This window comes from Streptomyces sp. MH60, assembly GCF_002939385.1.
Classification (GTDB): domain Bacteria; phylum Actinomycetota; class Actinomycetes; order Streptomycetales; family Streptomycetaceae; genus Streptomyces.
On record NZ_MULI01000011.1, the window covers coordinates 123,450 to 143,565 of the forward strand.

18 protein-coding genes are annotated in these 20,116 nt (G+C 73.6%); 12 read left to right on the forward strand and 6 right to left on the reverse strand.

Annotated elements, in window-relative coordinates:
* Positions 1 to 31: 31 nt before the first annotated feature.
* The 5 genes from BZZ08_RS10860 to BZZ08_RS10880 all read right to left on the reverse strand — a co-directional run bounded on the left by BZZ08_RS10860 (position 32) and on the right by BZZ08_RS10880 (position 4,195).
* Positions 32 to 571, reverse strand: a complete 540-nt coding sequence (locus BZZ08_RS10860; protein ID WP_104631960.1) for a GNAT family N-acetyltransferase — start codon at positions 569 to 571, stop codon at positions 32 to 34.
* Positions 568 to 966 carry a RidA family protein gene (locus BZZ08_RS10865; protein ID WP_104631961.1) on the reverse strand — a complete coding sequence of 133 codons (399 nt, stop codon included), beginning with the start codon at positions 964 to 966 and terminating at the stop codon, positions 568 to 570. Before BZZ08_RS10865 ends, BZZ08_RS10860 begins: the two co-directional genes overlap by 4 nt.
* 59 nt (positions 967 to 1,025) lie before the next feature.
* Entirely contained in the window at positions 1,026 to 2,609 is a 1,584-nt protein-coding gene (locus BZZ08_RS10870) for an alpha/beta hydrolase (RefSeq protein WP_104631962.1), read from the reverse strand.
* A gap of 178 nt (positions 2,610 to 2,787) precedes the next feature.
* Positions 2,788 to 3,087 (reverse strand): putative quinol monooxygenase, encoded by a 300-nt coding sequence (locus tag BZZ08_RS10875; RefSeq protein WP_104631963.1) that lies wholly within the window; start codon positions 3,085 to 3,087, stop codon positions 2,788 to 2,790.
* A gap of 61 nt (positions 3,088 to 3,148) precedes the next feature.
* Positions 3,149 to 4,195: an Rv2578c family radical SAM protein gene (locus BZZ08_RS10880; protein WP_104631964.1), complete on the reverse strand. Its 1,047-nt coding sequence runs from the start codon at positions 4,193 to 4,195 to the stop codon at positions 3,149 to 3,151.
* Positions 4,196 to 4,355: 160 nt separating this feature from the next.
* Here BZZ08_RS10880 and BZZ08_RS10885 point away from each other — a divergent pair, with 160 nt between their 5' ends.
* From BZZ08_RS10885 to BZZ08_RS10935, 11 genes are all read left to right on the forward strand, one after another.
* Positions 4,356 to 4,799 carry an SRPBCC family protein gene (locus BZZ08_RS10885; RefSeq protein ID WP_059302693.1) on the forward strand — a complete coding sequence of 148 codons (444 nt, stop codon included), beginning with the start codon at positions 4,356 to 4,358 and terminating at the stop codon, positions 4,797 to 4,799.
* A gap of 150 nt (positions 4,800 to 4,949) precedes the next feature.
* Positions 4,950 to 7,406, forward strand: coding sequence for an MFS transporter (locus tag BZZ08_RS10890; protein ID WP_104631965.1), 2,457 nt, complete (start codon positions 4,950 to 4,952; stop codon positions 7,404 to 7,406).
* A 146-nt stretch (positions 7,407 to 7,552) separates the two neighbouring features.
* Entirely contained in the window at positions 7,553 to 10,039 is a 2,487-nt protein-coding gene (locus BZZ08_RS10895) for a SpoIIE family protein phosphatase (protein WP_198601402.1), read from the forward strand.
* Positions 10,040 to 10,236: 197 nt separating this feature from the next.
* Complete coding sequence (locus BZZ08_RS10900; RefSeq protein ID WP_104631984.1) at positions 10,237 to 10,959, forward strand: class I SAM-dependent methyltransferase; 723 nt, start codon at positions 10,237 to 10,239, stop codon at positions 10,957 to 10,959.
* A gap of 10 nt (positions 10,960 to 10,969) precedes the next feature.
* The gene (locus BZZ08_RS10905) at positions 10,970 to 11,431 is read left to right on the forward strand and encodes an NUDIX hydrolase (RefSeq protein ID WP_104631967.1); all 462 of its coding nucleotides are present in this window, start codon (positions 10,970 to 10,972) and stop codon (positions 11,429 to 11,431) included.
* A 155-nt stretch (positions 11,432 to 11,586) separates the two neighbouring features.
* Complete coding sequence (locus tag BZZ08_RS10910) at positions 11,587 to 12,420, forward strand: M55 family metallopeptidase (RefSeq protein ID WP_104631968.1); 834 nt, start codon at positions 11,587 to 11,589, stop codon at positions 12,418 to 12,420.
* Positions 12,413 to 13,744 (forward strand): M20/M25/M40 family metallo-hydrolase, encoded by a 1,332-nt coding sequence (locus BZZ08_RS10915; protein WP_104631969.1) that lies wholly within the window; start codon positions 12,413 to 12,415, stop codon positions 13,742 to 13,744. Before BZZ08_RS10910 ends, BZZ08_RS10915 begins: the two co-directional genes overlap by 8 nt.
* A gap of 54 nt (positions 13,745 to 13,798) precedes the next feature.
* Positions 13,799 to 15,754 (forward strand): S9 family peptidase, encoded by a 1,956-nt coding sequence (locus tag BZZ08_RS10920; RefSeq protein ID WP_241965435.1) that lies wholly within the window; start codon positions 13,799 to 13,801, stop codon positions 15,752 to 15,754.
* 5 nt (positions 15,755 to 15,759) lie between these two features.
* Positions 15,760 to 16,683 (forward strand): S66 peptidase family protein, encoded by a 924-nt coding sequence (locus tag BZZ08_RS10925; RefSeq protein WP_104631985.1) that lies wholly within the window; start codon positions 15,760 to 15,762, stop codon positions 16,681 to 16,683.
* Positions 16,684 to 16,701: 18 nt separating this feature from the next.
* The gene (locus BZZ08_RS10930; RefSeq protein ID WP_104631971.1) at positions 16,702 to 17,274 is read left to right on the forward strand and encodes a GNAT family N-acetyltransferase; all 573 of its coding nucleotides are present in this window, start codon (positions 16,702 to 16,704) and stop codon (positions 17,272 to 17,274) included.
* Between the two features lie 97 nt (positions 17,275 to 17,371).
* Entirely contained in the window at positions 17,372 to 19,336 is a 1,965-nt protein-coding gene (locus BZZ08_RS10935; protein ID WP_104631972.1) for a DUF5107 domain-containing protein, read from the forward strand.
* 35 nt (positions 19,337 to 19,371) lie between these two features.
* Here the strand turns inward: BZZ08_RS10935 and BZZ08_RS10940 are convergent, their stop codons facing one another.
* Positions 19,372 to 19,719 (reverse strand): glyoxalase, encoded by a 348-nt coding sequence (locus BZZ08_RS10940; RefSeq protein WP_104631973.1) that lies wholly within the window; start codon positions 19,717 to 19,719, stop codon positions 19,372 to 19,374.
* An 88-nt stretch (positions 19,720 to 19,807) separates the two neighbouring features.
* Here BZZ08_RS10940 and BZZ08_RS10945 point away from each other — a divergent pair.
* On the forward strand, positions 19,808 to 20,116 hold a 309-nt coding region (locus BZZ08_RS10945; RefSeq protein WP_198601403.1), incomplete at its 3' end, for a phage holin family protein.

Genomic DNA, 20,116 nt, shown 5'->3' on the forward strand with positions numbered 1-20,116 from the left:
GGCGGGCCGGCGGCCGGGCGATGACGGCCCGTCAACCGGTCAGCGGCCGGGCGTAGCGCACCTCGGGCACTGGGACGCCGTCCACCTCGAAGGGCTCCTCGGCGCCGTCGGCGCGGAAGCCCGCCCGCTCGTAGAAGCGCCGGGCGCGGGTGTTGCCCTTGAGCACCCACAGGAGCATGCGGGCGTGCCCGGCGGCCCGGCACCGGCGTACCGACTCCCCGACCAGGGCCTGCCCGATGCCCGCACCGAACCGTCCGGCGTCGACGTAGAGGGCGTACAACTCGGCGTCCGCGGTGCGCGCCTCGCCGTCCCGGTAGGGGCCGTGGCAGGCCCAGCCGACGACCTCGCCGCCCTCGTCCTCGGCGACCAGGTTCAGCACGCCCTCCGGGGCCCGGGCGAACAGGTCGCGACGCCGCTCCGCGTCGGCGGCGGGGTCCATCGCGTCGAGGTGCGGCTGCGGCATCAGACCCCGGTAGGCGCTCTGCCAGCCCCGGACACGGATCAGGGACACGCGGTCGCAGTCCGCGAGGACCATCTCCCGCACCCGCACGCGCGCCTGCGGGCCGCTCACGGCGCCACGACCGCGAACGCCTCGATCTCCATGAGGAACTCCGGCCGGACCAGCGCGCCCACCTGCACCGCCGAGGCGGCCGGCAGCCGGTCGTCGGGTATGTGCTCGGCGCGGGCCGCGCGGATCGCGCCCATGTGGGCCATGTCCGTGACGAAGAAGGTCAGCTTCACCACGTCGTCGAAGGCCGCACCGGCCGAGGCCAGGCAGCGGCGGAGGTTCTCGAACACCTGGCGGGCCTGGGCCGCGGGGTCGCCCTCGCCGACCACCGCGCCGTCCTCGTCCAGCGCGAGCTGCCCCGAGACGGCCACGAACCGCCCGGTGCCGAGGACCACATGGGTGTACTGCGCGGCGGGCGCGACGCCCTCGGGGGCGGGGATCCTGGTCAGCTCACTCATGCGTCCATCGTGGACCACGGCACTGACAACGCCCCCGACGGGGTGTGCGAACGGGGCGGCTAGCCGCGGAAGCCGAGCAGCCCGTGCAGGGTCGAACTCCGCGAGGACGTCGAAGCCGCCTTGGACTCCAGCGGCTTCGGGTCCGGCAGCGCCGGGCACACCGCGTCCGCCTCGCCCCCGTCGCCGTGCGGCACGGTGCCGTCGGTCAGGTAGGCGGCCAGGTGCTCGTCCAGGCAGTCGTTGCCGCTCAGCGTGATGCCGTGGTTCCCGCCGCCGTCCTCCACGACGAGGGCGGAGCCGCGCAGCAGCCGGTGCGCGGTGACGCCGCCCTCGTACGGCGTGGCCGCGTCGCCGGTCGCCTGGAACAGCAGGACCGGGGGCAGTTCGCCGTTGGCGACGTCCACCGGCCGGCGGGACGGTGTGGGCCAGAACGCGCACGGCGCGTTGTACCAGGCGTTGTTCCACACCATGAACGGCGCCTTCTCGTACAGGTCCCAGCTGTCGTCGCGCCACGCGTCCCAGTCCCGCGGCCAGCCGGCGTCGCGGCACTGCACCGCGGTGTAGACGCTGTAGCCGTTGTCGCCGGAGGCGTCCGGGGCCCCGAAGTTCTCGTACGCCTCGACCAGCGGGCCGGTGTCCTGGTCGTTCACGTACGCGGCGAACGCCTCGGCCAGATAGGGCCAGTAGCCGTTGTAGTACCCGCCGGGCATGTAGGTGTCCTCCAGCTCGGAGGCGCCGACCTTCCCTCCGGCGGGCCGCTTCGCCAGCGCCGCCCGCATGGCGTACCAGGCGGTCTCGATCCGCTCGGGGTCGGTGCCCAGCCCGTAGGCCGCGTCGTGCCCGGCGATCCACGCCAGGAACGCCCGGTGGCGGTCGTTGAAGGCGAGGTCCTGGTTGAGGTTGGCGTCGTACCAGACGTCGTCCGGCCCGACGACGGAGTCCAGGACCAGCCGCCGCACGCGGTGCGGGTAGAGCTTGGCGTAGACGGCGCCCAGGTAGGTGCCGTACGAGTAGCCGAAGTAGTTGAGCTTCTCGGCGCCGAGCGCCGCGCGGATGGCGTCCACGTCCCGCGCGGCGCTGACCGTGTCGATGTACGGCAGCACGTCCGCGTACTTCTCGCCGCAGGCGTCGGCGAAGGACTTCGCGCGCGTGAGATTGGCCTGCTCGACGTCGGGAGTGTCCGGCAGCGAGTCGGGCCGCACCGGGTCGAAGTGGCCCGGCAGACAGTCCAGCGCGGGAGTGCTCTTGCCCACGCCGCGCGGGTCGAAGCCGATGACGTCGTACTGGGCGGCCACCTTCGCGGGCAGCGACGACGCCACGAACCCGGCCAGCGTCAGCCCGCTGCCGCCGGGGCCGCCGGGGTTCACCAGCAGGGGGCCCTGGTACGTCCCGGCGGTGTGCGGGACGCGGGACAGCGCCAGCGTGATCTGCCTCCCGCGCGGACGCGCGTGGTCGAGCGGCACCTTCAGGGACGCGCACTGGAGCGTCGGGTAGTCCTCCGTGGCGCACTTCTCCCAGTGCGGGCCGGCCGCGGGCGCGGCGTGCGTGGGCCGCGGTGCGCTCGCGTCGGCGGGGACGGCGGCAGTGACGGTCCCGGCGGCGATGACGGCGGCGCCGCACAGCACGGCTGCGCGTTGTCTCATGGCGTTCTCCCAGGACTCCCAGGACGGAGAGGCTGCGGTCCGCGCGGATCGCGGTCCTCGCCGGATGGTCCCGGGGAGCGCTCCCGGAAGAACGAGAGCTGTCCATACTTGACCCGATTGGGTCGGAAGATGCCCTCCAATGCTCTTACTCGGACGCTCCTGGTGGGCTACGACGCCGTCAGAGCCCGAGCCCACCCGCGACCGACATCTCCTGCCCGGTGAACTCGCCCGTGAGCATCGGCATGGCCCGGCCGATGGCGGCCTTCGCCTCAGGCAGTTCCAGCGAGGCGTCGTGATGTTCCCGGCTCCGCCACACCTCGGTCACCCAGATCGTCGTCTCGTCGTCGTCGGACAGGCCCACGAGATAGAGGTCGCATCCGGCCTCCCGCAGACCGTCGGCGCCGCTCAGGAGAAGGGCGACGACCTCGTCGCGGAAGCCGGGCCGGGTCTTCATCGAGGCGATGCGGCCGTAGGCCATGGAGGGTCCTTTCACTCGGGGCGGGGCCGACTTCTTCGGCCGGTCCCGTACCCGAAGGCTGTCAGATGAGGGAGAGCTGCACCGGCTCGGTGGACGCGGGACCCGCAGGCCGCGAGGGCTCCGGTTCCGCGATCCGTCGCGGCATCCCCGCGCGCGCGGGACCGATGCCGTACTCGCGGGCCAGGTCGTGCACCTGGCGGGTGATGCGCCGCTGGTACCACTTCGGGGCGTAGGCGCCGTCCGCGTAGAGCCGTTCGTAGCGGCGGACCAGGTGCGGGTGGTGCTGTCCGAGCCAGGCCATGAACCACTCGCGGGCGCCCGGCCGCAGGTGCAGCACCAGGGGCGTCACCGAGGTGGCGCCCGCGGCGGCGATGGCCCGCACGGTGGCCCGCAGCTGGGCCGGCTCGTCGCCGAGGAAGGGGATGACCGGAGCCATCAGCACCCCGCAGCCGATACCGCGCTCGCCGAGGGCCCGTACGACCTCCAGCCTGCGTTCCGGTGCGGGGGTGCCCGGCTCCACGGTGCGCCACAGGTCCGCGTCGGTGAAGCCGACCGAGACCGAGATGCCCACGTCCGTCACCCGGGCCGCCCGGGTCAGCAGGTCCAGGTCGCGCAGGATCAGCGTGCCCTTGGTGAGGATCGAGAAGGGGTTCGCCCGCTCGGTGAGGGCCTCGATGATGCCCGGCATCAGCCGGTAGCGGCCTTCCGCGCGCTGGTAGCAGTCGACGTTGGTGCCCATCGCGACGTGCTCGCCCTGCCAGCGGCGGGAGGCCAGCTGGCGGCGCAGCAGCTCGGGCGCGTTCACCTTGACGACGATCTGGGAGTCGAAGCCGAGCCCCGTGTCGAGATCCAGATAGCTGTGCGTCTTGCGCGCGAAGCAGTACACGCACGCGTGCGTGCAGCCCCGGTAGGGGTTCACCGTCCACTCGAACGGCATGCGCGAGGCCCCCGGCACCCGGTTCAGGATCGAGCGGGCCCGCACCTCGTGGAAGGTGATGCCGCTGAACTCGGGCGTGTCGAACGTGCGGGTGACGACGGCGTCCGCGCCGAACAGCGCGGTGTCCGCCGTCCGGGCGTGGTCGGAGTCCGTGAGGTTCTCCCAGCGCATTGCGGCCTCCTCGGTAGCACTGTTCGACACAATAGAACACTTGTTCCCTTGATCGTGCGGACGAGTCGTGCGGGGCCGCTTCACGCCCCTCGATTTGGTGGCCGGGCGGCGGGGTGGTTGGCTTGCCCCGAACCCGAGAACCAGGCCCTGGAGGAACCCGATGGCGCAGGTCGAGGCGACGACGGAGCGGATCGTCGCAGCGGACGCGGAGACGGTGTTCGACACCCTCGCCGACTACAGCGGCACCCGCGAGAAGCTGCTGCCCGAGCACTTCAGCGAGTACGAGGTCCGGGAGGGCGGCGACGGCGAGGGCACCCTCGTGCACTGGAAACTCCAGGCCACCAGCAAGCGCGTCCGTGACTGCCTGCTGGAGGTCACCGAGCCGACCGACGGCGAGCTGGTCGAGAAGGACCGCAACTCCTCCATGGTCACCACCTGGCGCGTCACCCCGGCGGGCGAGGGCAAGTCCCGGGTCGTCGTGGTCACCACCTGGCAGGGGGCCGGCGGTGTCGGCGGCTTCTTCGAGAAGACCTTCGCGCCCAAGGGGCTCGGCCGGATCTACGACGCCCTGCTCGCCAAGCTCGCCGCCGAGGTCGAGAAGTAGCCAAAGGGCAGGCACGGGGCGGCCGTTGGCCGCCTCACCGGTTCGAGTGATCTCCGCGCGAACCCGTCGTGCGTCCGTAACTCGTCGCACTTGTTCGCAGTTGTCGCCTCAGGCGGCAAATGTGAGCAGGTGTGACGAGGGGAGCGGTACGTGGGCGGGATCACTCTGGTGCAGGACCCGGTAGGCAGTCCCGCGCAGGACGAACCGGTCGCCGCGGCCCAGGCGCCCCCGGGACCTCCCGTTCCCGAGCCGGACGGGAAGCAGGATGCCGGGCTGAGCCCGCGCCGGGTGCGGCTGGTCTTCGTCGGACTGATGCTGGCGCTGCTGCTCGCCGCCCTGGAGCAGATGATCGTCGCCACGGCGCTGCCGAAGATCGTCGGTGAGCTGCACGGTCTGGACAAGATGTCCTGGGCGATCACCGCCTACCTGCTCACCTCCACCGTCGGCCTGCCGATCTACGGCAAGCTCGGCGACCTCTTCGGCCGCAAGGGCGTCTTCCAGTTCGCCATCCTGGTCTTCGTCGTCGGCTCCGCGCTCGCCGGACGCGCGCAGACCATGGACCAGCTGATCGCCTTCCGCGCGGTGCAGGGCGTCGGCGCGGGCGGCCTGATGATCGGCGTGCAGGCGATCATCGCGGACATCGTGCCGCCCCGCGAACGAGGCCGGTACATGGGCCTGATCGGCGCCGCCTTCGGCCTCGCCTCGGTCGCCGGCCCGCTGCTCGGCGGCTACTTCACCGACCACCTCTCCTGGCGCTGGTGCTTCTACATCAACGTGCCCTTCGGCCTGGTCACCATGGCCGTCGTCGCCGTCGTCCTCAAGCTGCCCCGGCCGCGGGTCAAGCCCCGCCTGGACATCCTCGGCGCCCTGCTGCTCGCCGCCGCCTCCACCTGCCTGGTCCTGCTCACCAGCTGGGGCGGCACCGAGTACGAGTGGGGCTCGAAGGCCATCCTCGGCCTCGGCGCCGGAGCGGTCGGGGCCACCCTGCTCTTCCTGGTCGCGGAGCACTTCGCGCCCGAACCGCTGATCCCGCTGCGCCTGTTCCGGGACTCCATCTTCAACGTCACCGCCCTGGTCGGCCTCGTCGTCGGCGTCGCCCTGTTCGGCGCCGCCAGCTACCTGCCGACCTTCCTCCAGATGGTCGACGGCGCCAGTGCCACCGAGTCCGGCCTGCTGATGCTGCCGATGATGGGCGGCGTCGTGGGCGCCTCGATCATCTCCGGACAGCTCATCAGCCGCACCGGTCACTACCGGACCCACCCGATCCTCGGCAGCGCGCTGTCCGTCGTCGGCATGTGGTTGCTCTCCCGCCTCGACGCCGACACGTCCCGGCTGCACTACAGCATCTGGATGGCCGTGCTCGGCGCCGGCATCGGCCTGGTGATGCCGGTCCTGGTCCTCGCCGTCCAGAACTCGGTGCGCCCCGCCGACCTGGGCACCGCCACCAGCGCCAACAACTACTTCCGGCAGATCGGCGGCAGTGTCGGCGCGGCCGTCTTCGGCACCCTCTTCGCGGGCCGGCTCACCGACGCCCTGGCCGACCGGGTCCCCGCCGAAGCGGGAGTCCGGCTCCCGGACGCCGAGGCCATCACCCCACAGCTCGTCCACTCCCTGCCCCCGGCGCTGCGCGACGCCTACATCGGGGCGTACGCCGACGCCATGCCCCGGATCTTCCTCTACCTGGTGCCGGTGCTCGTCCTCGGGCTCCTCATCGCCCTCTTCCTCAAGGAGAAACCACTGGTGTCCCACAACGCCCCCGCCACCGACCCGGAGACCGCACAGCAGCCGCAGTACGCACAGCAGGCGCAGCCTGCCGCCCAGGTGCCGCCCGCCCGGTCGCCCTACGCCGGCGGCATCCCCGTCTGCGGCACGGTGCAGCACCCCGACGGCACCGTCGTGCCCCGCGCGGCACTCACCCTCATCGACGTCGGCGGGCAGCAGATCGGCCGGGGCGCCAGCGGCGACGACGGACGCTACGCGCTGGCCACGCCCGGATCCGGGGCCTACGTCCTGATCGCCGCGGCCGGCGGCCACCAGCCGCAGGCGGTCTCGGTGACGGTCGGCGAACGCCCGGTGGAACTCGACGTGGTCCTCGGCGGCGCCGGGCGCCTGGCCGGCAGCGTCATGACCGCCGACGGCAGCCCCGTACGCGACGCGATCGTCACCCTCACCAACGTCCACGGCGAGGTCGTCGCCACCACCCGCAGCGGCCGCGAGGGCGGCTACGTCATCACGGAGCTGGTGGCGGGCGAGTACACCCTCGCCGCCAGCGCCCCCGCCTTCCGCCCGGCCGCGCTGCCGGTCAGCGTCCAGGCCGCCCGGGAGACCCGGCAGGACGTCGAACTGGCCGGCGGCGCCGTGCTGCGCGGCACCGTGCGGGCCAGTGGCGGACGGGCCGTGGAGGACGCGCGCGTGACGCTCCTCGACGCCGCGGGCAACGTGGTGGACACCCTGACCACCGGTCCCGACGGCACGTTCCGGTTCGTGGACCTGTCATCCGGCGAGTACACCGTCATCGCGGCCGGATACCCGCCGGTCGCGACCGTGCTCCAGGTGGCCGGCGGCGGCCGGACGGAGCGCGACCTGCAGCTCGGGCACGAGGACTGAGACCGGCTCACCGGCGCGCGGGCGCGCGCCGGTGCGTTCGCGCGCCACCAATTCCCCCGTTGCCGCACATGGTCACCGGCCGCCACCGTACGGTGGTGACGGCGACACAGATCTTGCGGAGCCGTGGGCAGAGAGGGCCTGACGCCATGGACCATGGCACCGAGCGGGACGCACCTCCCGGCCACCGTGCCGGACCCGACACCGTGCCGGCCGACCCCGTCACGGGCCGCGTCCCGCTGGCCGTCGTCGTGGTGGACCGCGACGGGCTGGTCTCCCACTGGAGCCGTGGCGCGCGGCGGTTGTTCGCCCTGCCCAAGGAAGCGGCGATCGGGCGGCCCGCCCTCGACCTGCTCCCCGTCTCGGGCGTGCTCCCCGGGGACGGGACGGGGGACGACGACCCGGCCTACGGCTCGTACCCGGACCACGACGGCCTCGGTCCCGGCCTGGAGTCCTCCCTCGACGGGCGGCTCTCCTACCCCTCCGCGGGCCGCGCCCGGCTGACCGTGCGGGCCGACGCCCGCGTCGACGTGCTCTGGTGGGCGTACCCCCTGGTGGGACCGGGGCCGGAGCGGCTGCTGGTGCTGGCCGCCGACGCGGACGGGCTGCGAAGGGACTACGCCGACGACAGTGCCGGGGCGGGTGTCGTCGAGCGGATCGCGCCCGGATTCGCCCTGCACACCGACTTCCCCGGCGCCGACGAACTCGCCCGCCGCCTCCCCGAGATCCTGCCCAGCATGAGCGTCGGAGAGAGCGCCCGCATCGTCGCCCAGGTCCTCGAACTGGGCTATCCCGTCCTGGAGTTCAGCCAGAACGACCGGGTGCCCGTCACCCCCGACTGGGGCGTGCCCCGGCGGGCCGAGCGCCGGGCGCGCCGCGAGCGGGCCGCGCGGGCACTGGCGGCCGGTGAGCCGGTGCCGGAGGAACTGCGCGACGAGGCCGAGGACCTGGAGTACGCGGCGGTCCGCGAACGCCTGGAGTTCCTCAACGAGGTCAGCGGCGCGATCGGCACCTCCCTCGACCTGGCGCAGACCATCGTCGAGGTCAGCCGCGCGGTCGTCCCGCGCTTCACCGACGTCGCCGGCACCTACCTGCGCGAACAGGTCGTCGCCGGCGAGGGCTTCCCCGACGGCGTGCCGGACACCACCACCATGTGGCACCGGGTCGCCCTGGAGCACACCGACGAACCCGGCCGCTGGGACGACGTCGTACCCGTCGGCGAGGCCATGCCCTTCCCGGCGCACACCCCCTTCTTCCAGTGCATGACCAGCGGTGAGCCGGTGCTGGTGCCCCGCGTCACCGAGGAGATGGGCCACGCCGTCGCCTCCCAGTTCGAGAAGCGGGACATCCGGCCGCTCATCACGGGCCGCTCGATGCTGCTGGTACCGCTGAAGGCACGCAATGTCGTCCTCGGCTTCATGATCCTGCTCCGGCACCCGGAGCGGCCGGTCTTCAACGACATGGACCGCGTCACCGGCGCCGAACTCGCCGCCCGCGCGGGCCTCGTACTCGACAACGCGCGCATGTACACCCACCAGGAGAACGTCGCCGAGACGCTCCAGGACAGCATGCTCCCGCACATCCCCGCGCGGATGGCCGGCTGCGACATCGCCACCCGCTATCTGCCGGGCACGCTGCTCGGCCGGGTCGGCGGCGACTGGTTCGACTCGGTCAAGCTGCCGGGCGCCCGCACCGCCCTCGTCGTCGGCGACGTGATGGGCCACGGCCTGGGCTCGGCCGCGATGATGGGCCAGTTGCGCACCGCCGTCCAGACCATGGCCGGCCTCGACCTGCCGCCCGCGCGGCTCCTGCGCAACCTCGACGACCTCGCCCAGCGGCTCGGCGACACCCACCTCGCGACCTGCCTGTACGCCGTGTACGACCCGGTCGCCGGTGAACTGCACCTCGCCAACGCCGGTCACATCCCGCCCGTTCTGGTCCGTGCCGAGGACGGCGCCAGCGAGCTGATCGACCTGCCGACGGGGGCGCCGATCGGCGTCGGCGAGGTGCCCTTCGAGTCGGTGCGCGTGCCGGTGTCGCCCGGCGACCGCCTGGTGATGTGCACCGACGGCCTGGTGGAGGTGCGCGGCGAGGACATCGGTGTCGGACTCGCCACCCTCTGCGAGTCCGCCGCCCACCCGGCGGCGTCCATGGACGACGCCTGCGACACCATCATCCGCGCCCTGGGCACCCGCGGCGGCCGCAAGGACGACGTCGCCCTGCTGATGGCCCGGCTGAACGGCATCGAGCCCGACGCCGTCGCCGAATGGCGCATCGCCCGCGACCCGGCCGAGGTGGGCCGCGCCCGCGCGGCGGTCCGCGAGCAACTCCACGACTGGGGGCTGCCGAAACTGGCGGGCCCCGCGGAACTGATGGTCAGCGAGCTCGTCACCAACGCCGTACGGCACTCCCACGCCCGCCCCGTCGAGCTGCGCCTGGTGCGTGCCGACACGCTGCTGTGCGAGGTGGACGACGACGACCACGACCTGCCGGCGCTGCGGAGCGCGGGTCCCGAGGACGAGACCGGGCGCGGCCTGCGGGTGGTCAGCACCCTCGCCCGCGCCTGGGGCGCCAGCCGCACCGGCGCGGGCAAGACGGTGTGGTGCGAACTGACGCTGCCCGCCCGGTACCGCTAGCGCCGGGCGCTGCCGCGCTGCGGGTGCTCCGCGGTACCGGGCGTACCGACCTGATCGGCCTGGGGGCCGAATCCGCCCGGCGCGAACGGCTGGTGAAGGAATGCGCCGGGCGCTTGTGGGTGTGCGCCGGGCGCGGTACACCGTACGGACCCGTCGTCGTCGGCGGGCCGTACGTCGTCGCACCTGGGGAGACGGGCATGAGCGTGACGAGTCGGTACCGGGACGCCTGGGAGGGCTTCTGGAACGAGGCCTCCGGGGACCGGGGGGCGGTGTTCTGGGACGCGGAGCCGACGCTGACCGCCGGTCGCCACCTGGCCCACTTCGAACCGCACCTGACCGATCCCACCCTGCCGCTGATCGACCTGGGCTGCGGCAACGGCACCCAGACCCGCTACTTCGCCGAACGCTTCCCGCACGTGGTCGGCGCCGACCTCTCCGCCGCCGCCCTCGCCCACGCCCGCCACGCCGACCCGGCCGGACTGGCCGCGTACCGGCAACTGGACGCCGCCGACAAGGCCGAGGCCGAGACGCTGCACGCCGAACTGGGCGACGCCAACGTCTACGTCCGAGGCGTCCTGCACCAGTGCGAACCCGACGACCGGCAGCCCCTGGCCGACGCCCTCGCCGCGCTCGTCGGCGAACGCGGCCGCGCCTTCCTGGTCGAGCCCTCCCAGGCGGCCAAGACCGTCCTGGCGGGCCTGGCCCAGGGACCCGCCGGACCGCCCGCCAAACTCGCCCCCGTCCTCCGCCACGGCCTGACCCCCGGCGCCGTCCCCGACGAAGCGGTGCCCGCGTACCTCCGCGCGGCCGGACTGACCGTCCTGGCGAGCGGCGAACTTCCCCTGTTCACCACGGAGTACACGTCGGACGGCACTCGCATCGAGCTGCCGTCGACGTGGGTGGTGGCCGGCGTCGCCTAGCGTCGGGGCGGTGGATTCGACGCACCGGCCCGCCTCCCGGGTCCTCTGTCTTGACGCCGCCCACCGCCTGCTGCTCCTGCGCTGGCGGGACCCGTTCGACGGGACGTACGTCTGGGAGCCACCCGGTGGCGGCATCGAGCCGGGCGAGACGCCTTTGGCGGCCGCGCGGCGCGAACTGGCCGAGGAGACCGGGCTCGATCCGGCGGCGGTGCTCGACCGGTCGGTACCGGTCGAGCGTGACGTGTGGTGGAACGGCAGGCGGTACATCGGGACGGAGCACTTCTTCGTCGCCGAGTTCGCCGACGAGCGACCGCCGCTGGTGCGGACCGGCCTGCTCCCCGACGAGCAGGCCACTCTGGACACGTACGCCTGGACGGCGTGGCCGGACCTGGACTCGCTGGCGGACCCGGTCGAGCCGCCGCGGCTGACGGCGGTCCTCGACGCCCTGGTGCCGGACGGACCGTGGAGTTGACGGTCCCCTCCGTGAGAAAGCGCTGATCGTAGGCCGTACGGGGGCAGTACGGGGGCCGTGCGGGGGGCCGTACGGGTCCCCTTCAGTGGTCCAGACCACCGATGGTTATCCACAGCCCTGGCAGAGGAGGCCGGGCAGCGCGTACGGTTCGAGCCATGAAGATCCTCATCAGCGCCGACATGGAAGGCGCCACCGGTGTCACCTGGCCGGCCGACGTGCTGCCGGGGACGCCGCAGTGGGAGCGGTGCCGGTCGATGTTCACCTCGGACGTGAACGCGGCCGTGCTGGGCTTCTTCGACGGCGGAGCCGACGAGGTGCTGGTCAACGAGGCGCACTGGTCCATGCGCAACCTCCTCCTGGAGCGGCTCGACGAGCGCACGGAGATGCTCACCGGGCGGCACAAGGCGCTCTCCATGGTGGAGGGCGTCCAGCACGGAGACGTGGACGGCATCGCGTTCATCGGGTACCACGCGGGCGCCGGCATGGAGGGCGTCCTCGCGCACACCTACCTCGCCAACCAGCTCACCGGCGTCTGGCTGAACGACGTACGGGCCAGTGAGGGTCTGCTCAACGCACACGTGGTCGCCGAGTACGGAGTGCCCGTGGTGCTGGTCACCGGGGACGACGTGGCCTGCGAGGACGCGCTCGGGTACGCGCCCGAGGCGCGCAAGGTCGCGGTCAAGGACCATGTGTCGCGGTACGCGGCCGTGTGCCGCACCCCGGCCAGGACCGCCGCCGACATCCGGGCCGCCGCCAAGGAGGCCACCGCGCTCGCGGTGCGGCACGAGCCGGTGAGCGGCGGGCCGTTCACCCTCGCCCTGGAGTTCGACGCCGAGCACCTGGCGGCGGCCGCGACCGTCGTGCCCGGTGTGGCGCAGGTCGGGGAGCGGAAGGTGGCGTACACCCACGACACGATGTTCGAGGCGATCCGGACGTTCAAGGCGGTCACGACGATCGTCTCGGCGGCGGTGGAGGAGCAGTATGGCTGAGCACACGGGGACCGGACCGGACACGGGCGAGCAGGCGTTGGACGAGGTCGTCCGGTTCACCTCCGAGCTGATCCGGATCGACACCACCAACCGGGGCGGCGGCGACTGCCAGGAGCGGCCCGCCGCCGAGTACGCCGCCGCGCATCTCGCCGAGGCCGGGATCGAGCCCACGCTGCTGGAGCGGACCCCGGGCCGCACCAACGTCGTGGCGCGCATCGAGGGCACCGACCCGTCGGCCGACGCGCTGCTGGTCCACGGTCACCTGGACGTCGTGCCCGCCGAGGCCGCCGACTGGAGCGTGCACCCGTTCTCCGGGGAGATCCGCGACGGCGTCGTCTGGGGGCGCGGCGCCGTCGACATGAAGAACATGGACGCGATGATCCTCGCGGTCGTCCGCGACTGGGCCCGGCGGGGCGTACGGCCCCGGCGGGACGTGGTGATCGCCTTCACCGCGGACGAGGAGGCCAGCGCCGAGGACGGCTCCGGCTTCCTCGCCGACCGGCACGCCGCCCTGTTCGAGGGCTGCACCGAGGGCGTCAGCGAGTCCGGGGCGTTCACCTTCCACGACGGCGCGGGGCGGCAGTTCTATCCCATCGCCGCCGGTGAGCGCGGTACGGGCTGGCTCAAGCTCACGGCGCGCGGACGGGCCGGGCACGGCTCCAAGGTGAACCGGGAGAACGCGGTCACCCGGCTCGCCGCCGCGGTCACCCGCATCGGCGACCACGAGTGGCCGCTGCGCCTGACCCCGACCGTGCGCGCCGCCCTGACCGAGATCGCCGCCGTCTACGGCATCGAGACCGACCTGAGCGACGTCGACGTCCTGCTGGACAAGCTCGGCGAGGCCGGGAAACTGGTCGAGGCCACCGTCCGCAACAGCAGCAACCCGACCATGCTGGACGCCGGGTACAAGGTCAACGTCATCCCGGGAGAGGCCGTCGCCCACGTCGACGGACGGTTCCTGTACGGCGCCGAGGACGAGTTCCGCGGCACCCTCGACCAGCTCACCGGGCCGGACGTCGACTGGGAGTTCGTCCACCGCGAGACCGCCCTCCAGGCGCCGGTGGACTCGCCGACGTACGCCCGGATGCGTGCGGCGGTGGAGGAGTTCGCGCCCGAGGGGCACGTCGTGCCGTACTGCATGTCCGGGGGCACCGACGCCAAGCAGTTCTCGCGGCTCGGCATCACCGGGTACGGCTTCGCGCCGCTGAAGCTGCCCGAGGGCTTCGACTACCAGGCACTCTTCCACGGTGTGGACGAACGGGTCCCGGTCGAGGCCCTGCACTTCGGAGTCCGGGTCCTGGACCGTTTCCTGCGCACCGCGTAAAGACCCGGGCACCGCCCGGACGAGCAAGCAGCTGGAGGAGAAGTGGGGGAGTCAGTGCGGACTCTGCCGTACGGATCGTGGCCCTCGCCCGTCGAGGCGGCCCTCGCCGCCGCGCACGACGGACGGCCCGACGACGTCGGTTTCGTCGGTGACGAGGTGTGGTGGACCGCGCCGCGGCCCACCGAGGGCGGGCGGCGCACCCTGGTGCGGCGGCACGCCGACGGCACCGAGGAGCCGGTGCTGCCCGCACCGTGGAACGTGCGCAGCCGCGTCATCGAGTACGGCGGCCGTCCGTGGGGCGCGGCCCCGACCGACGCCGGTCCGCTGGTGGCCTTCGTGAACTTCGCCGACCAGCGGCTGTACGCCTTCACCCCCGGCGGCGGTGAGCCGCGCCCGCTGACACCGCTCTCCCCGGTGGGCGGCGGGCTGCGCTGGATCGAGCCCGACCCGCGTCCCGAGCGCGGCGAGGTGTGGTGCGTCCTGGAGGAGTTCACCGGCGAGGGCCCCACCGACGTGCGCCGCGTCCCGGTGGCGGTGCCGCTGGACGGCTCCGCCGCCGACGACCGGGCCGCGGTCCGCGAACTCACCCCCGAGCGGCACCGCTTCGTCACCGGACCCCGCCTCTCGCCCGACGGGCGCCGCGCGGCCTGGCTCGCCTGGGACCACCCGCGCATGCCCTGGGACGGCACCGAGCTGATCGTCGCTGACGTCGACGCCGAGGGCATCTTCCAGGACGCCCGGACCGTCGCCGGCGGACCCGAGGAGTCGATCGCCCAGGCGGACTGGGCCCCGGACGGCACCCTGCTGTACGCGTCCGACCGCACCGGCTGGTGGAACCTCTACCGCGACGGGCGGCCGCTGTGCGCCCGCGAGGAGGAGTTCGGCGGGCCGCTGTGGAAGCTCGGACAGCGCTGGTTCGCGCCCCTGGACAGCGGCCTGATCGCGGTCCTGCACGGCCGGGGCGCCGCCGTCCTCGGCATACTCGACCCCGAGACCGGCGAGGTCGTCGACGCGGCGGGTCCCTGGACCGAGTTCGCGCCCGCCCTCGCCGCGCACGGGGAGAGGGTCGTCGGTGTCGGCGCCAGCCCCCACAGCGGCTACGAGGTCGTCGAGCTGGACGCCCGCACCGGCCGCGCCCGGGTGATCGGCGCCCCGCACCAGGACGCCATCGACCCGGCGTACTACCCGCGGCCCCGGATCCGTACCTTCACGGGCCCGGGTGGACGCGAGATCCACGCCCACGTCCACCCGCCGCACCACCCCGGCTGCCGCGCCCCGGACGGCGAGCTGCCGCCGTACGTCATCTGGGCGCACGGCGGCCCCACCAGCCGGTCCCCGCTCGTCCTCGACCTGGAGATCGCCTACTTCACCTCCCGCGGCATCGGCGTCGCCGAGGTCAACTACGGGGGTTCCAGCGGGCATGGCCGGGAGTACCGCAACCGGCTGCGTGAACAGTGGGGCGTCGTCGACGTCGAGGACTGCGCGGCCGTCGCCCTCGCGCTCGCCGAGGAGGGCACCGCCGACCGGGAGCGGCTCGCCGTGCGCGGCGGCAGCGCGGGCGGCTGGACGTCCGCCGCGTCGCTGGCCACCACCGACGTCTACGCCTGCGGCACGATCAGCTACCCGATCCTCGACCTGACCGGCTGGGGGACCGGGGAGACCCACGACTTCGAGTCGCAGTACCTGGAGAGCCTGATCGGCCCGTACGCCGAGGTCCCGGACCGCTACACCGAGCGGTCGCCCGCCGAGCACGCCGAGAGCGTCACCGCCCCGTTCCTGCTCCTCCAGGGACTGGACGACGTGATCTGCCCGCCCGTGCAGTGCGAGCGGTTCCTCGACCGCATGGCGGGCCGCGGCGTGCCGCACGCCTACCTCACCTTCGAGGGCGAGGGACACGGCTTCCGCCGCGCGGAGACCATGGTGCGCGCCCTGGAGGCCGAGCTCTCCCTCTACGCCCAGGTCTTCGGGCTGACCCCGCCCGGCGTCCCGGCGCTGGAGCTGACCCGGTGAGCCGGGTGAGAGAGCTGGTCCGGCCGGCCCGGCTCGCCCCAGGCGCCCGGGTGGCCGTCGTCGCGCCCAGCGGGCCCGTCCCCGAGGAGCGGCTCCAGGCGGGCCTTGACGTGCTGCGCGGCTGGGACCTCGACCCGGTCGTGGCGCCGCACGTCCTGGACCGGCACGGCACCTTCGACTACCTCGCGGGCACCGACGCCGACCGGGCCGCCGACCTCCAGGCCGCCTGGTGCGACCCGGCCGTGGACGCGGTGCTGTGCGCCCGCGGCGGGTACGGCGTCCAGCGCATGGCCGACCTGCTCGACTGGGAGGCGATGCGCGCGGCCGGTCCCAAGGTGTTCGCCGGCTTCAGCGACATCACCGCACTGCACGAGGCGTTCGCCACCCGCCTCGGCCTGGTCACCCTGCACGGGCCGATGGCGGCCGGGATCGACTTCATCAAGAACGCCCGGGCACAGGAGCACCTGCGGGCCACCCTGTTCGACCCCGAGACGGTCCGGGTGATCAGCTCGGGCGGCACCCCGCTGGTGCCCGGCCGGGCCCGGGGCGTGACCCTGGGCGGCTGCCTCGCCCTGCTCGCCGCCGACCTGGGCACCCCGCACGCCCGGCCCTCCGCGCGCGGCGGGCTGCTGTGCCTGGAGGACGTGGGGGAGGAGACGTACCGCATCGACCGCTACCTCACGCAGTTGCTCCGCGCCGGCTGGCTCGACGGGGTCGGCGGCGTGCTGCTCGGCTCGTGGGCGGAGTGCGAGCCCTACGAACGGCTGCGCCCCCTGCTGGCCGACCGGCTCGGCGGGCTCGGCGTGCCGGTCGCCGAGGACTTCGGGTTCGGTCACTGCGAGGGCGCGCTGACCGTCCCGTTCGGCGTGCCGGCGGAACTCGACGCGGACGCGGGCACCTTGACGCTGGAGACGCCCGCGCTGCGCTGACCGTCGTAGGCTGATCCCATGCCGCACACCCCGTCCCGCCACCTCGCCGAGGGCCCGCGCGTGGGCATCCGGCACTTCACCTATGCGGACGGCGCCGAGTTCACCGCCCGGGCCCGCCAGAGCAAGGACCTGCACCACCCCTGGCTCTTTCCGCCGGACAGCGTCCAGGCGTACGAGGCCTACGCGGGCCGGCTGATCGAGGACCGCACCAAGGCCGGGTTCCTGGTGTGCGAGAAGGACACGGACGCGGCCTCCGGAGGCGTGCCCGGCGGCTCCATCGCCGGGTTCGTGAACATCAACAACATCGTCGAGGGCGGCTTTCGCAGCGGCGCGCTCGGCTACGGCGCCTTCTCGCACGCGGCGGGTCGCGGGCTGATGCGCGAAGGGCTCGGCCTCGTGGTGCGCCACGCCTTCGGGCCGATGCGCCTGCACCGGCTGGAGATCAACGTCCAGCCGGGCAACGCCGCCTCGATCGCCCTGGCCCGCGCCTGCGGATTCCACCTGGAGGGCTTCTCGCCGAGGATGCTCTACATCGACGGCGCCTGGCGCGACCACCAGCGCTGGGCGATCACCGCCGAGACCGTCCGGTAGCCCCGCGCTCCAACGGTTCAAACGTGAGTCACGTCGCCCCGGTCCGGCCGACCGGGCCCCTGTTCACCGCGCCGGGGAGCGGCTTCCATGGGGAACCGTGACGACGATCCGACGCGAGGTACTGACCCTGCCCGCCGCGCCGCTGGGGCCGGACAATCCCCTGCCGCCGCTGCGTCCCCTGGACGAGGCCCACCGCATCGACGACCGGGACCGGGCGGGCCTGCCGCGCGACATGGCCCGCCAGGTCGACTACGAACCACTGCGCAGCCTGCTGCCCGTCCAGGTCCGGGACGGCTACGACCGGGAGCGCGCACCGCGCGGGCTGGACGCGCTCGTCATCGAGAACGACCGGCTGCGGGCCACCGTCCTGCCCGGCCTGGGCGGACGCATCGCCTCCCTCCGCCACAAGCCCACCGACCGCGAACTCCTCTACGTCAACCCCGTGCTCCAGCCCGCCAACTTCGCCCTCAACGGCGCCTGGTTCTCCGGCGGCGTCGAATGGAACATCGGCGCCACCGGCCACACCACCCTGTCCTGCTCTCCCGTGCACGCCGCCCGGGTCCCCGCCCCCGACGGCGGCGAGATGCTGCGCCTGTGGGAGTGGGAGCGGCTGCGCGACCTGCCCTTCCAGGTCGACCTGTGGCTGCCGGACGGCTCGGACTTCCTCTACGTCGGCGCCCGCGTCCGCAACCCGCACGAGCGCCCGGTGCCCACGTACTGGTGGTCCAACATCGCCGTCCCCGAGGACCGCCGGGTCCTCGCCCCCGCCGTCGAGGCCTGGCACTTCGGATACGAACGACGCCTGCGCAGGGTGCCCGTCCCGGAGTACGGCGGCGTCGACCGCACGTACCCGCTGAACAGCACCTATGCCGCCGACTACTTCTACGAGGTGCCGGACGACCGGCGCCGCTGGATCGCCGCACTCGACGAGGACGGCCACGGACTGGTGCAGACCTCGACCGACCTGCTGCGCGGCCGCAAGCTCTTCGTGTGGGGCACCGGACCCGGCGGACGCCGCTGGCAGGAGTGGCTCACCGAGCCCGGCACCGGAGGCTACTGCGAGATCCAGGCCGGCCTCGTCCGCACCCAGCTGGAACACGTCAAGCTGGAGGCGGAGAGCGAGCTGTCCTGGCTGGAGGCGTACGGGCCGCTCGACGCCGCGCCGGACGGCGACTGGCACACCGTGCTGCGCCGGGCCGAGGACCGGCTGGAGGCCGCGCTGCCGCGGGCCGACGTCGACGCCGCGTACGACGCCTGGCGGCCGTACGCCGACACCGAGCCCGGCGAACGCCTGGCCACCGGGTCCGGCTGGGGCGCGCTGGAAGTGCTGCGGGCCGGCTGGAAGCTGCCCGGCACACCCTTCGACGAGGACACCCTCGGCGAGCAGCAGCGGCCCTGGCTGCACCTGCTGCGCACCGGGTCCCTGCCCGAACCGGAACACCACGAGCCGCCCGGCGGGACGCTGGTCGCCCGGCCCTGGCGGGACATGCTGGAGACCACGGCCGCCACCCCTCTCGCCGAGTACCACCTCGGGGTCGCCCAGTGGCACGGCGACGACCGGGCGCAGGCGGTGCGCAGCTGGGAGCGCGGACTCGGGTCCGCCGCGGACCGCTGGCCGTTGCTGCGCTGTCTCGCCGTCGCCGACCAGCAGGACGGCCACCGCGAGCGCGCCGCCGACCGGTACGCCGAGGCCTTCGACGACCTGTGCGCACGCCGGACCGACGCGGCGGCGGAAGGGGCCGCGGGGTGGGCGGCCGTCACCGCGGCGCTGGGCCGGGAGGCGATCGGGGCGCTGCTCGCGGTCGGGCGCACCGCGGACGCCCGGACGGTGTGGGAGCGGCTGGACCCCGAGACGCGGGCCCGCGGCCGGTTCCGGTTGACCGAGGGCGAGTTGCTGGCCGCGGAGGGCCGGAACGCGGAGGCGCGGGCCGTGTTCGACGAGGGCTTCGAGGTCGCCGACCTGAGGGAGGGCGCCGACAGCATCGGCCTGCTGTGGGCGAGGCTGGACGACGCACCGCTCCCGGCCCGCCACGACTTCCGGATGTGGCCGGACGGGGAGTGAGCCCCGCCCGGCCCCCCGGGTGCCGTGCCGGGGCCCTACTGCTGCCGGTCCACGTACTCGTAGATCGCCCCGTCCGGATGCCGGGCGATCAGGTTGCGGCCCGCGGGTGTCGCGACCGGTCCGGCGATGATGTCGGCGCCCAGGGAACCGAGTACGCGACCGGTCTCCTCGACGTCCGACACGGCGATGGTCGCGGCCACCTTGCGCAACACCTCGAGCTGGGACTCGGGCCCGCTCATCAGCAGGAAGCAGCCGACGGCGGCGACCTGGACGCCGCCGCGTTCGAAGCGAAGGGCCTCGCCGCCGGCCAGGCCCTCGTAGAAGGGGATCGCCTTGTCCAGGTCGTCGACGTAGACGCGCAGTGTGGCTCCCAGAATGTCCATGAGGACGAGCCTAGTTGGAACCGCCGGCCGCCCACTCCCCGTCCGGCCGTCCGGCCATGGAAGCCGGGCCCGGGGGTACCCGCAACCCATGGACCGCATGGATCACTTGGAACACCTGGACAGGCAACTGGTCGACGAACTGGCGCAGGTGGCACGCGAGACCGTGCGCGACGAACTGCGTGAACAGACCCGCAGGCAGCGCCGCAAGGCCACGCTGTACGCCGCGTCCGGCACCGCCGCCCTGTACGCGGGCGCCGCCGTCGCGCTCGCCGTGGGGCTGGCGCTGGCCCTCGTCCTCCCGGGCTGGGCCGCCGCGCTGATCACGGCCGCCCTCCTGGGCGTCGCGGCGTATCTGCTGCGGGGCGCGGCCCGGCCGCACCCGTCGCGGCCGGGTGCG

Excerpts from the sequence above, each read along its gene's own strand:
- BZZ08_RS10940 (WP_104631973.1), bottom strand. The coding sequence starts at position 19,719 with ATGGACATTCTGGGAGCCACACTGCGCGTCTACGTCGACGACCTGGAC.
- BZZ08_RS10885 (WP_059302693.1), top strand. The coding sequence starts at position 4,356 with ATGGCGCAGGTCGAGGCGACGACGGAGCGGATCGTCGCAGCGGACGCG.
- BZZ08_RS10930 (WP_104631971.1), top strand. The coding sequence starts at position 16,702 with ATGCCGCACACCCCGTCCCGCCACCTCGCCGAGGGCCCGCGCGTGGGC.
- BZZ08_RS10880 (WP_104631964.1), bottom strand. The coding sequence starts at position 4,195 with ATGCGCTGGGAGAACCTCACGGACTCCGACCACGCCCGGACGGCGGAC.
- BZZ08_RS10900 (WP_104631984.1), top strand. The coding sequence starts at position 10,237 with ATGAGCGTGACGAGTCGGTACCGGGACGCCTGGGAGGGCTTCTGGAAC.
- BZZ08_RS10865 (WP_104631961.1), bottom strand. The coding sequence starts at position 966 with ATGAGTGAGCTGACCAGGATCCCCGCCCCCGAGGGCGTCGCGCCCGCC.
- BZZ08_RS10895 (WP_198601402.1), top strand. The coding sequence starts at position 7,553 with ATGGACCATGGCACCGAGCGGGACGCACCTCCCGGCCACCGTGCCGGA.
- BZZ08_RS10875 (WP_104631963.1), bottom strand. The coding sequence starts at position 3,087 with ATGGCCTACGGCCGCATCGCCTCGATGAAGACCCGGCCCGGCTTCCGC.
- BZZ08_RS10915 (WP_104631969.1), top strand. The coding sequence starts at position 12,413 with ATGGCTGAGCACACGGGGACCGGACCGGACACGGGCGAGCAGGCGTTG.
- BZZ08_RS10870 (WP_104631962.1), bottom strand. The coding sequence starts at position 2,609 with ATGAGACAACGCGCAGCCGTGCTGTGCGGCGCCGCCGTCATCGCCGCC.
- BZZ08_RS10910 (WP_104631968.1), top strand. The coding sequence starts at position 11,587 with ATGAAGATCCTCATCAGCGCCGACATGGAAGGCGCCACCGGTGTCACC.